At 56.3% G+C, this 12,281-nt stretch carries 11 protein-coding genes and 3 tRNA genes; 1 reads left to right on the forward strand and 13 read right to left on the reverse strand.

Annotated features, from left to right (window positions below):
• Window positions 1-7 precede the first annotated feature (7 nt).
• The 10 genes from O1722_RS21025 to nnr form a co-directional block, all read right to left on the reverse strand.
• Entirely contained in the window at window positions 8-205 is a 198-nt protein-coding gene (locus O1722_RS21025) for a DUF2065 domain-containing protein (protein ID WP_003855996.1), read from the reverse strand.
• A 71-nt stretch (window positions 206-276) separates the two neighbouring features.
• On the reverse strand, window positions 277-1,281 hold the full coding sequence (gene hflC / locus O1722_RS21030; protein ID WP_003855994.1) for a protease modulator HflC: 1,005 nt from the start codon (window positions 1,279-1,281) through the stop codon (window positions 277-279).
• 2 nt (window positions 1,282-1,283) lie between these two features.
• Window positions 1,284-2,543, reverse strand: a complete 1,260-nt coding sequence (hflK, locus tag O1722_RS21035) for an FtsH protease activity modulator HflK (RefSeq protein WP_003855992.1) — start codon at window positions 2,541-2,543, stop codon at window positions 1,284-1,286.
• Between the two features lie 56 nt (window positions 2,544-2,599).
• Window positions 2,600-3,880: a ribosome rescue GTPase HflX gene (gene hflX / locus O1722_RS21040; RefSeq protein WP_003855991.1), complete on the reverse strand. Its 1,281-nt coding sequence runs from the start codon at window positions 3,878-3,880 to the stop codon at window positions 2,600-2,602.
• Between the two features lie 74 nt (window positions 3,881-3,954).
• Window positions 3,955-4,266, reverse strand: coding sequence for an RNA chaperone Hfq (hfq, locus tag O1722_RS21045; RefSeq protein ID WP_003855990.1), 312 nt, complete (start codon window positions 4,264-4,266; stop codon window positions 3,955-3,957).
• 85 nt (window positions 4,267-4,351) lie between these two features.
• Window positions 4,352-5,302: a tRNA (adenosine(37)-N6)-dimethylallyltransferase MiaA gene (gene miaA / locus O1722_RS21050; protein WP_017383956.1), complete on the reverse strand. Its 951-nt coding sequence runs from the start codon at window positions 5,300-5,302 to the stop codon at window positions 4,352-4,354.
• Window positions 5,295-7,139 carry a DNA mismatch repair endonuclease MutL gene (gene mutL, locus O1722_RS21055; protein WP_033487873.1) on the reverse strand — a complete coding sequence of 615 codons (1,845 nt, stop codon included), beginning with the start codon at window positions 7,137-7,139 and terminating at the stop codon, window positions 5,295-5,297. Before mutL ends, miaA begins: the two co-directional genes overlap by 8 nt.
• Before the next feature lie 9 nt (window positions 7,140-7,148).
• On the reverse strand, window positions 7,149-8,489 hold the full coding sequence (gene amiB, locus O1722_RS21060) for an N-acetylmuramoyl-L-alanine amidase AmiB (protein WP_033487872.1): 1,341 nt from the start codon (window positions 8,487-8,489) through the stop codon (window positions 7,149-7,151).
• A 16-nt stretch (window positions 8,490-8,505) separates the two neighbouring features.
• Complete coding sequence (gene tsaE / locus O1722_RS21065; protein ID WP_003855970.1) at window positions 8,506-8,967, reverse strand: tRNA (adenosine(37)-N6)-threonylcarbamoyltransferase complex ATPase subunit type 1 TsaE; 462 nt, start codon at window positions 8,965-8,967, stop codon at window positions 8,506-8,508.
• Window positions 8,960-10,483, reverse strand: a complete 1,524-nt coding sequence (gene nnr, locus O1722_RS21070) for a bifunctional ADP-dependent NAD(P)H-hydrate dehydratase/NAD(P)H-hydrate epimerase (RefSeq protein ID WP_033487871.1) — start codon at window positions 10,481-10,483, stop codon at window positions 8,960-8,962. Before nnr ends, tsaE begins: the two co-directional genes overlap by 8 nt.
• Between nnr and queG the strand changes: the two genes are divergently transcribed.
• On the forward strand, window positions 10,482-11,621 hold the full coding sequence (gene queG, locus O1722_RS21075; RefSeq protein ID WP_015572463.1) for a tRNA epoxyqueuosine(34) reductase QueG: 1,140 nt from the start codon (window positions 10,482-10,484) through the stop codon (window positions 11,619-11,621). The two genes, nnr and queG, sit on opposite strands and share 2 nt — an antisense overlap.
• Before the next feature lie 270 nt (window positions 11,622-11,891).
• Here queG and O1722_RS21080 read toward each other — a convergent pair.
• The 3 genes from O1722_RS21080 to O1722_RS21090 all read right to left on the reverse strand — a co-directional run bounded on the left by O1722_RS21080 (window position 11,892) and on the right by O1722_RS21090 (window position 12,209).
• Window positions 11,892-11,967, reverse strand: a tRNA-Gly gene (locus O1722_RS21080).
• Window positions 11,968-12,012: 45 nt separating this feature from the next.
• Window positions 12,013-12,088, reverse strand: a tRNA-Gly gene (locus O1722_RS21085).
• Between the two features lie 45 nt (window positions 12,089-12,133).
• Window positions 12,134-12,209, reverse strand: a tRNA-Gly gene (locus O1722_RS21090).
• Window positions 12,210-12,281 lie beyond the last annotated feature (72 nt).

The following is a 12,281-nucleotide window of genomic DNA, read 5'->3' on the forward strand; positions in this document are numbered from 1 at the left end:
TTTTTGATCAGCCAATCGTTTTCCTCAACATGTAGTAGATAACGATACCGGCAACCACAAGACCACCGCCAAAACGACGCAAAATATTGTCCGGGAGTTGGCTCATTGTCGCGATCATCCGGCGCCATGCGCGCGGATAGAGCATCGGGCCGAGGCCTTCCAGCACCAAAACCAGGGCCAGTGCGAGCCAGATCGTGGAGTTCATTTTTCATCCTTATAAAAGAAAACCACCGCTCCGTGAAGAGCGGTGGTTTGAATACTCAAACGAGCCTGAGTTTATCGCGTTGCGTTGGTCGGCGTCTTCATATAACGGAAGAAATCGCTGTCCGGGCTGAGCACCATCACATCCTGGTTGCTCTTGAAGCTATTCTCGTAAGCGCGAAGGCTACGGATGAAGGCGTAGAAGTCTGGATCCTGGCTGAATGCATCAGCAAACAGTTTAGCCGCTTCGGCATCACCTTCACCGCGCAGGATACGACCCTGGCGCTCAGATTCCGCCAGCGTCTTGGTGACTTCATAGTCCGCTGCCGCGCGCAGTTTTTCCGCTTCTTCCTGACCCTGTGAACGGTGACGACGGGCTACCGCTTCACGCTCGGCGCGCATACGGTTGTAGATCGCCTCGGACACTTCCGCTGGCAGGTTGATCTGCTTGATGCGCACATCAACCACTTCGATGCCCAGCGCCGCCATACTGTTCGGGTTGATCACCGGCACTTTACCGTTGGTTTCAGCCTGAACACGTTCAGCCGCTTTGGCAATCGCATCGTCTGCCGCCGGGGTTTCAACTTCATCCTCGGTGCCCGCAGAGCCGGAGTTCAGCGCATCACGCACTTCCAGCGTCAGACGACCACGGGAGTCGGTCACAATGTCTTTCACATCCAGACGACCAATTTCAGAACGCAGACGGTCAGAGAACTTACGTTTCAGCAGCACTTCTGCCTGAGAAACGTCGCCACCCCCGGTTGCCAGGAAGTAGCGGCTGAAATCGCTGATGCGCCATTTGATATAGGAATCAACGATCAGGTCTTTCTTCTCTTTAGTCACGAAACGATCGGCCTGGTTATCCATGGTCTGGATACGCGCATCGAGCGTTTTCACTGACTGAATGAACGGGATCTTAAAGTGCAGACCTGGCTCATAAATCACCGGACGCTTGTCGCCATCACGCACGACGCTGCTGAACTGGAACTTGATCCCACGCTCGCCCTCTTTCACCACAAAGATGGAGGTGTAGAGCACGACCAGTACGATGATGATGATCGCAATAACTGACTTACGCATCCTTATTCCCCCTGACGCTGGTAGTCGTTACGCTGCGCGTTAGCACGGCGTTGGTCCATAATGTCACCATCGTTCGAAGAAGGCGTTGTGTTCGCGCTGGCGCTGCCAGACGAGGCCGGTGGCAGACGCAGCAGGTTGTTCGCACCGCTGTTGTCTTTTGCTGCCGGTGCAGAACCGCCTTTCAGCATCTGATCCAGCGGCAGGACCATCAGGTTTCCGCCTTTGTTGTCGTTAACCAGCACTTTACGCGTATGGCTCAGCACTTTTTCCATGGTCTCGATATAGAGACGCTCACGGGTAATTTCCGGCGCGGCTTTATATTCCGGCAGGATCTTCGCAAAGCGAGCCACTTCACCCTGTGCTTCCAGGATGGTCTGGGTCTTATACGCACGCGCTTCTTCCAGAATACGCTGCGCCTGACCGTTTGCACGCGGCTGAACTTCGTTGGTGTACGCTTCCGCTTCACGGATGTACTGCTGTTCGTTTTCACGCGCGGCAATCGCATCGTCAAACGCGGCTTTCACCTCTTCCGGCGGACGTGCAGCCTGGAAGTTGACGTCCAGCAGGGTGATACCCATGTTGTACGGACGGATGGTCTCTTCCAGCTCACGCTGGGTATCGCTACGAATAACGGTACGACCTTCGGTCAGGATACGGTCCATGGTGTATTTGCCGATCACGCCACGCAGGGCGCTGTCGGTTGCCTGACGCAGGCTGTCATCGGCGCTGGTCACGCTAAACAGATAACGTTCCGGATCGGTCACGCGGTACTGCACGTTCATCTCAACGCGCACCACGTTCTCGTCAGAGGTCAACATCACGCCAGAGGCGGCCAGTTCACGGACGGACTCCACGTTAACCGCGGTCACGTCATCAATGAAGGTCGGCTTCCAGTTCAGGCCCGGTTCAACCAGATGGCTGAACTTACCGAAACGGGTGACCACGCCGCGTTCTGCTTCTTTAATGGTGTAGAACCCGCTGGCTGCCCAGATGATTACCACCGCAGCGGCGACAATGCCCACCACGCGGCCACCCATTGGCGGGCGCGGACTCTGAGTGGAATTGCCACCCGAGCCAGAACCTTTTCCTCCGCCAAGGCCACCAAGCTTTTTGCTCAGTTTGCGGAAGATATCATCCAGATCCGGCGGCCCCTGCTCGCGACCACCTTTGTTGCCATTTCCCCCAGAGTTGCCGCCTTGATTATTGCTGCTTCCCCACGGGTCGCGGTCTTGTCCGTTATTACCGGGCTGATTCCACGCCATGTATATGCTCCATATTTGTTATGCAAGGGCGAATTTTTCAGGCTTCCCCTTTCTGATCAGACGATATAGTCCGCCAGCGCAGGTTCTTGTTTACAGAGGCGACGCCAGTCAACGATCGGCATACGCACCTGCATCCCCACGCTGCCGTCATCCTCCATCCACTCTTTTTCTATCGCCTGAAGCTGATAAAACCGGCTGCGCAGCCTGCCTTCCTGTGGCGGCAGTCGCAGCGTGTGCTGAGCTACCTCACCGGAAAGACGTTCTGTCAAAGCCTGGAAAAGCAGTGGCACACCAATCCCGGCCTGAGCAGACAGCCAGACCCGAATCGGTTTGTTCTCTTCGTCTCGGTCGATACGCGGTTCGAAATCGTCCAGCATATCGATCTTGTTCATCACCAACAGGGTGGGAATTTCGTGGGCGTCGATCTCTTCGAGCACCACGTTCACCGCGTCGATGTTCTCCTGCACGCGTACGTCTGCCGCATCAATCACATGCAGCAGCAGGGTCGCCTGACGCGTCTCCTGCAACGTCGCTTTAAACGCCGCGACCAGATCGTGCGGCAGATGGCGGATAAACCCTACGGTATCCGCCAGCACCGTTTCACCCACGTCTGCGACGTCAATACGGCGCAGGGTTGGGTCCAGGGTCGCAAACAGCTGGTCTGCGGCATACACCTGGGCCTCGGTTATCTGGTTAAACAGGGTGGATTTACCGGCGTTGGTATAACCCACCAGCGACACCGTTGGGATATCGGCTTTCGTTCGCGCCCGACGCCCCTGTTCGCGCTGTTTCTCTACACGTTCCAGACGTGAAAGGATCTGGGTTATACGCCCACGCAGCAAACGGCGGTCGGTTTCGAGCTGGGTTTCACCCGGGCCGCGCAAACCAATCCCGCCTTTTTGTCTTTCAAGGTGTGTCCAGCCACGCACCAGACGCGTCGCCAGATGGCGCAACTGCGCCAGCTCAACCTGCAACTTACCCTCGTGGGTACGCGCACGCTGAGCAAAAATATCTAAGATCAACCCCGTGCGATCGATTACACGGCATTCGCAGAGAGCTTCCAGGTTACGTTCCTGAGCCGGAGACAGCGCATGATCAAACAGCACAACGGATGCGCCGGTTGCTTTTACGGCATCCGCAATTTCAACTGCTTTACCTTCACCAACAAAGTACTTCGGGTGCGGCGCTTTACGGCTACCGGTAATCACCTGCATTGCTTCGACACCGGCGGAAGAGACCAGAGATTCAAACTCCTGGAGGTCTTCCATATCTTTGTCTTGCGAAAAATAGATGTGTACCAGCACCGCCTGCTCACCGGCGTCATAACGGTCAAACAAGCGTAAACCTCTCTAAAAAGATCAGCGGGGAACGCAGGATCCCTGGCTCCCCGTGTGGATAACAGCCCAAAACCTTATTCGGTTTCTTCGCTGTCCTGCGCTGGTGTTGAAGAACCCTGCGCGTTGCTGCCGTGATGGTAGTTACTGCCAGTGCCGCCGCCAGCGTTATTGCTGTGATGAGATACCGGACGGGACGGAACAACAGTAGAAATCGCGTGCTTATAGACCATCTGGCTGACCGTGTTTTTCAACAGGATCACGAACTGATCGAAAGACTCAATCTGACCTTGCAGCTTAATACCATTCACCAAATAAATAGAAACTGGAACACGCTCCCGACGCAATGCGTTCAGGAACGGATCTTGTAAAGATTGCCCCTTAGCCATTCTATCTTTTCCTTATATGCTTGTTTTGTACTTAGAACCTTGCGATTCTGAAAAATTGCGCACGATACGGCTTAATTGTACACATTCAGTCAGCGATATCACCAATAACCTCAATCACTTCGTTTAACGCCTGTTGTGGTTTTTCACTGTCTAACCAGTGAACACCCTCCCAACCGCGTAACCAGGTGATCTGGCGCTTCGCTAACTGTCTCGTGGCGCAAACACCTCGATAAACCATTTCATCGTATGAAATCTCACCTTCAAGATACGACCACATCTGGCGGTATCCCACACAACGAATGGAAGGCATGTCCGTATGCAAATCTCCACGGGCAAAAAGCGCCCGCACTTCTGCTTCAAAATCTGAAGCCAACATCTGATGAAAACGCTGCTCAATTCGTTGATGGAGCAGTTCACGGCTCGCCGGGGCGATGGCGAACTGATGCACCTGATACGGCAGAGCGTCTCCTGACGTTTGCGTCAGTTCCGTTAAAGTTTTACCCGAAATGAAAAAAACTTCCAGTGCCCGGGAAAGCCTTTGCGGATCGTTTGGGTGGATCCGCGCTGCGGCAACCGGATCAATCTCTTCCAGTTGCCTGTGCAAAGCGTCCCACCCCTGCTCTGCCGCCTGCCGCTCAATCTTCGCTCTCACTTCCGGATCGGCCGATGGCAGAGGCGATAACCCCTCCAGCAGCGCCTTAAAGTAGAGCATCGTGCCGCCAACTAACAGCGGTATGCGTCCCGCGGCGGTAATCTCGGCCATCTCGGCTAAGGCGTCGCGGCGAAAATCTGCCGCGGAGTAAGCCTGTGCCGGGTCGAGAATATCCAGTAAACGGTGCGGTGCCGCACGCAGTTCGTCTGCGTTGGGCTTCGCCGTGCCGATGTCCATCCCTCGGTAGATGAGGGCTGAATCAACGCTAATCAACTCTACTGGCAAAACTTTACGTAACTCAATGGCTAACGCCGTTTTACCGGAGGCCGTTGGCCCCATTAAAAAAATCGCCTTTGGCAGGCTCGCCTTACTTACATCAGTCATGTTTCAGGGCGGTCATCGCCGTTTGTAAATCAACAGGTTGTAACAAACCACCTGGAGGCGCTTTCACCAGCTGTGGACAGAGGCGCTCCACCTCCGCCAGAACGGTAATCGCCTGCGCCATACTCCACGGTGCATGCTCGCTGGCCAAATGGCGGGCGATCCACTGCGCGGTATCGGCGGCATCAAACGTCGTTTGCTGCGCCAGGTAGCCTATCAGTTCAGGAATCAAGTTTTGTAAATTTTGTTGGCGTAAGGGTAAAGGCACTGCGCGAATTGTCACATGCTGCGCGTCCAGTACGATTTCAATCCCCATTTCGGCCAGTTGCGTCTGCACGCGCCGCAAAACCCCTGTTTCTTCAGGGGATATTTTCAGGCGAACGGGGATCAACAGCGGCTGCGCGCAGGCGGCATTCACCCCCGGGGTTAACTGCGCCTGTTTGAGCCAGCGCTCCGCCACGGAAAGCGCCAGCAACAGCAGTTTACCTTCGCGTTCAAGCAACGCCATGTCGGGAGCAATAATGGTCAATACCCGACCAAAACTCTGGCTATGCCCATCCAGAGAGGGGGTTGAAACCGTGATGTGCTCTTTATGCTCCACCGCCGGCGTATCCAGCAGTTTGCGGTACAGCGTCCCCTGCTGTTTGTGGTAGCCCGGCTGGGCGTTGGGATAGTTGGCACCGGTTGGTCGCGGCGCGTTGCCCACCGGGGATAAACGTGGAGCAGCCGGCTCGCGCGCGACCGCCGGTTCGGCAAAATGGTTACGCCCGGCCGCCACGCGGTTTTCCGGCAGTGGGCGCGGCGCGGGCTCTTCTTTTGCCAGCGGCAACTCTGGCTCTGCCTGCTGCTGCAATACAGCGGCAACGCCCTGGTAGATGAAATCATGCACCAGGCGCGACTGGTGGAAACGCACCTCGTGCTTGGCGGGGTGCACGTTAACGTCGACCTGGTGCGGGTCGATCTCCAGATAAAGCACAAAGGCGGGTTGTTGATCGGCGCCGAGCTTATCTTCGCAGGCCTGTCGAATAGCGTGGTTAATCAGGCGGTCGCGCATCATGCGGCCGTTGACGTAGCAATACTGGATTTCTGCGAACGCGGCGCTGCTGGCGTTCGGATCGGCAACCCAGCCGCGCAGGGCCAGATCGCCATGCTGCCACTCAATGGCCAGCGCTTTTTCCAGAAACGGTGTGCCGCAGATGGCGCCCAACCGACGCTCCTTTTGTCCACCCTCCGCCACTGCGCGGTACTGGCGCATCACCTTACCGTTATGGCTGAGGTTGAGGGTGACATCAAAGCGCGCCAGCGCGATGCGGCGGATGATCTCGTCGATATGTCCGAATTCGGTCTTCTCGGTTCGCATAAACTTGCGCCGGGCGGGCGTGTTATAGAAGAGATCCAGCACTTCAAGCGTGGTGCCTACCGGGTGCGCCGCAGGTTTAACCGTGACGTCCATATCACGCCCTTCGGCGTAGGCCTGCCAGGCTTCCTGCTGGTCGGCCGTGCGGGAGGTCAACGTTAAGCGGGAAACGGAGCTGATACTGGCCAGCGCTTCGCCGCGAAAACCCAGGCTGATAATCGCTTCCAGATCGTCAAGTGAGGCAATTTTACTGGTGGCATGACGCGCCAGCGCCAGCGCCAGCTCGTCCTTTTTGATGCCACAGCCGTTATCACGAATGCGGATAAGCTTTGCGCCCCCGCGTTCAATATCAATATCAATGCGGGTCGCCCCTGCATCGAGGCTGTTTTCCACCAGTTCCTTCACCACCGACGCAGGGCGTTCCACCACCTCACCGGCGGCGATTTGGTTCGCGAGCTGCGGCGGTAGAACCTGAATCGGCATGAACTCTCCTTAATTAGTCGCGGTCATCTCACCCGGCAGCGCGGCGCTTGCCGTCTGGGCGGCCCCGCCCTGCGGCGCAGACTGAAGCGGATGCGCGTCAAAGTATTTACGCAGACCGTTATAAATCGCTTCGGCAATTTGCTGCTGATAGCTGTCGCTGCCCAACAGGCGCTCTTCGCCGTTGTTACTGATAAAGCCCGTCTCTACCAGAATCGACGGAATATCCGGCGAACGCAGGACACCGAGGCTTGCATGCTCAGGGCGACGCTTATGCAGCGATCCAATGCTTTGCAGCTGGCTCAGTACGTTAGTGGCGACATCATACCCGACGCGCTGAGAATGACCGAACTGTAAATCCAGCACCGCCTGGCTGAGATACGGATCGGCCTGGCTGTTTGCCAGCACATCGCCTGCCCCGCCTAATAGTTCAGACTGCTTCTCGTGCTCTTCAAGCCAGTTCGCCATTTCACTGTTGGCGCGACGGTTCGACAGCACCCATACCGACGCGCCGGTGGCGTTACGGTTCGGCGCAGCATCCGCGTGAATCGACACCAGGAAGTTGGCGTTTTGCTTACGCGCCACATCCGAGCGTCCCATCACTGAAATAAAGTAATCTCCGTCGCGGGTCATGACCCCTTTAAACATCGGATCGTCATTCAGAAGCGCACGCAGCTTACGGGCAATGGCGATAGTGACGTTTTTCTCCCGCGTGCCGCCCGGGCCAATCGCGCCAGGATCTTGCCCGCCGTGTCCGGCGTCGATGGCGATAATCACTTTGTCGCCACTGACCGGCGTACGCCGCGCGCTGACCGCCGGACGCGTCACCGTGTTGCTGCTGGTCACGGCGGTAAGTCGGTCATTTTGTGATTTAAACGGATTACGGGCTGGCTCAGACGGCCTTGAAGTATAAACCGGCGCTTCCACGCGTTTTGCTACAACAGGTGCAGGCGGTGGCGGCGGCGGAACATCAGCATTAATGGTAAAGACCACCGTATAATTGGCGCCGTTTTGCTGCTTAACCGCCTTCGTTTTGCCCTTTTCGGTGAGATCGACCACCAGACGCAGAGACTGCGCATCCTTCGGCGTTCCCGAACGGATGCTTTTCACCAGATTGTTGCCGCTGAACTGGAGCGGCAGCCCCTGGATCACCCCGGTCTGTTTAATATCGAGCGCCACGCTGCGGCTGTCGATTTGTGAGAAAGCATATTCAGGATCGCCCATAAAGCTGAACGTAATGCGGGCCTGGCTATCGCCATTCGACACCTGAATATCCGAGAGGCTGGCCGCCCCGGCCTGCGCGCACAGCAGGACCGTGGCAGCCAGCACCCAACCTTTAACGCGATTAATCATCCCGTTATCCCTACGCTCAACCGGCTAAACGCGCCAGTAAGGAACAGCCTGATGAGGAAACCGCACTGATGCGCGCCTCACGCCCTTGTGCCTGGTAATCTAAGTGAATTTCGACATCCGGGTCAGGCAGCACACCCGCACCTTGTTGCGGCCACTCCACCAGGCAGATGGCGTCGTTGGCAAAGTAATCGCGGATCCCCATAAATTCCAGCTCCTCAGGATCCGCAAGACGATATAAATCAAAGTGGTACACCATGATATTTTCAAGCGTGTACGGTTCTACCAGCGTGTAGGTCGGGCTTTTTACGTTCCCGTTATGGCCTAACGCCTGCAAAAAGCCACGGCTGAAGGTTGTTTTGCCCGCGCCTAAATCACCATACAGATAAATGACGGTCGCCCCCTGACAGGCCTGCGCCACGCGCTTGCCGAGATCTAAAGTGGCTTGTTCATCAGGTAAAGGAATCGCTCGATTAGTCATTTTCTACGTCAATCACATCCGGGTTAACAACACGCCGCAGCGTGCAAAAAAGATCGGTGGCCAGCATTCCGCGCGTTCCGTAACGAGCAGCCAGCCTGTCAGCCGCCGCACCGTGGGCCACGCAGCCCGCACAGGCTGCATCATAAAGGGGAAGTTTCTGTCCGAGCAATGCGCCAATGATGCCAGAGAGCACATCGCCCATGCCGCCGCTCGCCATGCCTGCATTACCGGCATCAACGATGCCCATCGCATCATCGCTGGCGATAACGGTCCCCGCCCCTTTCAAAACGACAACACCTCCGTAACGTTTTACCAGACGTTGGGCTGAAAGTAAGCGATCGCTTTCAATTTCTGCCACGCTACAGTTAAGCAGCCGTGCGGCTTCGCCGGGGTGCGGCGTCAGAATGCGATTGTGACGCTTATCCGGGTTTATTGCCAGAAGGTTAAGCGCGTCGGCATCCCAGAGCATCGGTTTACGAAAATTCTCGGCCTTTTGCAGGGCCTGTTTACCCCACTCCTGCTGACCCAGGCCCGGACCAATGACCACCACGTCCGCCCACTCAAGACCCTCTTCAATCGCCTGCGGGGTAAGCTCGTGGACCATCAGCTCCGGCCGCGCGGTAATAATGGGCTGGATGTTTTCGCTGCGGGTCAGCACGCGTATTAATCCGGCGCCGCTGCGCAACGCGGCCTCTCCGGTCATACGAATCGCACCTGCCGTGCCGCGATCGCCGCCGATAATCAGCAGTCGGCCATGGTCGCCCTTATGGGACGTGGGACGGCGCGGCGGCAGCCACTGTGCAAGCAGGGAGGCATCAAAGCGGGTGATGTGGGTATCCTGTCCGGCCAGCCAGTTTTCCAGCCCCAGGGCGTTGTGGTGTAACGTGCCCACGACATCCCGCGCTTTACCGGTCAGTAAACCCGGCTTCAGGGCGATAAAGGTCACGGTGCGCGCCGCCTCAATCGACACGCCCGGCGTCACGCCGGTTTGCGCCATCAGGCCGGAGGGAATATCCAGCGCTACCACCGGGGCGGGGTGCGCATTAGCGCGCGTAATCAGCGCGGCGACGTCATCGCGAGGCGCGCGCATCAGTCCCGTCCCCAGCAGACCGTCAACAATCACGTCGACATCCTCGGGCCAGACGATATCAGGCGCATGAATAATGCCCCCCGCATTCAGCCAGGCCTCTCTCGCCATGCCCGCTTCTTCCGGTAACGGCTTGTCGCTCTCCAGCGCCAGCAGGGTGACGCGCAGCCCCGCCGCCACCGCAAGACGAGCCACCACATAACCATCGCCACCGTTATTGCCGTGTCCGCACAGGATCAGATAGTGCGAAGCCTCCGGATAAGCCGTACGCGCCACGTTAAACGCCGCCTCGCCCGCGCGCTGCATCAGTTCGTAAAGGGTAATGCCGAGGCTATCTGCGGCCTCTTTCTCGGCCCGACGGAGGTCATCCGCATGCCAGATGGAATGTGGTATACTTGCGGGGTTTTTCTTCACAGTATGGTCCGTCATGTCACAGCCCCTCGATCTCAATGAATTAGCGCAAAAAATAAAACAGTGGGGTGCTGAACTGGGCTTCCAGAAGGTCGGTATTACTGACACCGACCTCTCTGCCAGCGAGCCTAAGCTCCAGGCATGGCTGGATAAACAATACCACGGCGAGATGGAGTGGATGGCGCGTCACGGTATGATGCGTGCCCGCCCCCACGAGCTGTTGCCGGGTACGCTGCGCGTTATTAGCGTACGCATGAACTATCTGCCTGCTAACGCGGCCTTTGCGCGCACGCTAAAAAATCCTTCGCTGGGTTACGTCAGCCGATACGCTCTGGGACGTGACTACCATAAACTTCTGCGCAACCGTCTAAAAAAGCTCGGGGAAACCATTCAGCAGCACTGTGTTTCGCTGAATTTTAGACCCTTTGTCGATTCTGCGCCTATTCTTGAGCGCCCGATCGCCGAAAAAGCCGGGCTCGGCTGGACAGGTAAGCACTCACTTATCTTAAGCCGCGACGCGGGCTCATTCTTTTTCCTGGGTGAACTGCTGATTGATTTACCCCTGCCGGTAGACGGTCCGGTGGAAGAAGGCTGTGGTCGCTGTGTGGCCTGTATGACCATCTGCCCAACGGGCGCTATTGTCGAACCGTATACCGTTGATGCGCGCCGCTGTATCTCTTATCTCACTATCGAGCTGGAAGGCGCCATTCCAGAGGAATTTCGTCCGCTTATCGGCAACCGCATCTACGGCTGTGATGACTGTCAGCTGATTTGTCCGTGGAACCGTTATTCACAGTTGACGGACGAAGAAGACTTCAGTCCGCGCAAGGCGTTACATGCCCCGCAGTTGATCGAACTGTTCGCCTGGAGCGAAGCCTGGTTCCTGAAGGTGACGGAGGGTTCCGCCATACGTCGTATCGGCCACCTGCGCTGGCTGCGTAATGTGGCCGTTGCGCTGGGGAATGCCCCGTGGGATGAAGCAAATCTTCAGGCGCTCGAAAGCCGTAGAGGTGAGCACCCACTTCTTGATGAGCACATAGAATGGGCGATTGCGCAGCAAATTGAGAAGCGAAATGCCGGCGTGGTTGAAGTGCAGTTACCGAAGAAACAGCGCCTGGTCAGGGTGATTGAAAAAGGGCTGCCGCGGGATGTGTGATATATTCACAGGCTGTGAATAAAAATAAGAATTCAGGCGCCATCAGCTCTGGCAAACAGGTCAAGTGATCTCAATAACATTTTGAAATCAAATTTTCCTCATAAATTACAATGAATTACGAAGATATTATTCACCCTGCTAACATTTCGTACAGACTGGTTTTATCACGGTTTCTGTGGATAACTCTGTTCACAAGAGTATTTCAGACATAATAGAAAACGTCCCCAACGAAGCACTTCGCTGTGGATAATCTGAAGATGAAGAAGAATTTGGAGCGGGAAACGAGACTCGAACTCGCGACCCCGACCTTGGCAAGGTCGTGCTCTACCAACTGAGCTATTCCCGCTTGGGTGTTCTGGTGCTATGCGTATCTTGCGATACTTTCAAATTTTGGAGCGGGAAACGAGACTCGAACTCGCGACCCCGACCTTGGCAAGGTCGTGCTCTACCAACTGAGCTATTCCCGCTTGGGTGTTCTGGTGCTGGCGTACCTTGCGATACTTTTCAAATTTTGGAGCGGGAAACGAGACTCGAACTCGCGACCCCGACCTTGGCAAGGTCGTGCTCTACCAACTGAGCTATTCCCGCAAATCTGTACTGCTTTTGTTGCTGTCGTAACGTGTAATTCTCTGTCGTTACGGGAGGCGCATTATACGAGAA

The sequence above is a fragment of the Enterobacter cloacae complex sp. HYC003_NIDB genome (genome assembly GCF_056673375.1).

Bases quoted from the DNA above. Each gene is read 5' to 3' on its own strand.
- O1722_RS21025 (WP_003855996.1), bottom strand. From the start codon at position 205: ATGAACTCCACGATCTGGCTCGCACTGGCCCTGGTTTTGGTGCTGGAA.
- hflC (WP_003855994.1), bottom strand. From the start codon at position 1,281: ATGCGTAAGTCAGTTATTGCGATCATCATCATCGTACTGGTCGTGCTC.
- hflK (WP_003855992.1), bottom strand. From the start codon at position 2,543: ATGGCGTGGAATCAGCCCGGTAATAACGGACAAGACCGCGACCCGTGG.
- hfq (WP_003855990.1), bottom strand. From the start codon at position 4,266: ATGGCTAAGGGGCAATCTTTACAAGATCCGTTCCTGAACGCATTGCGT.
- miaA (WP_017383956.1), bottom strand. From the start codon at position 5,302: ATGACTGATGTAAGTAAGGCGAGCCTGCCAAAGGCGATTTTTTTAATG.
- mutL (WP_033487873.1), bottom strand. From the start codon at position 7,139: ATGCCGATTCAGGTTCTACCGCCGCAGCTCGCGAACCAAATCGCCGCC.
- amiB (WP_033487872.1), bottom strand. From the start codon at position 8,489: ATGATTAATCGCGTTAAAGGTTGGGTGCTGGCTGCCACGGTCCTGCTG.
- tsaE (WP_003855970.1), bottom strand. From the start codon at position 8,967: ATGACTAATCGAGCGATTCCTTTACCTGATGAACAAGCCACTTTAGAT.
- queG (WP_015572463.1), top strand. From the start codon at position 10,482: ATGTCACAGCCCCTCGATCTCAATGAATTAGCGCAAAAAATAAAACAG.
- nnr (WP_033487871.1), bottom strand. From the start codon at position 10,483: ATGACGGACCATACTGTGAAGAAAAACCCCGCAAGTATACCACATTCC.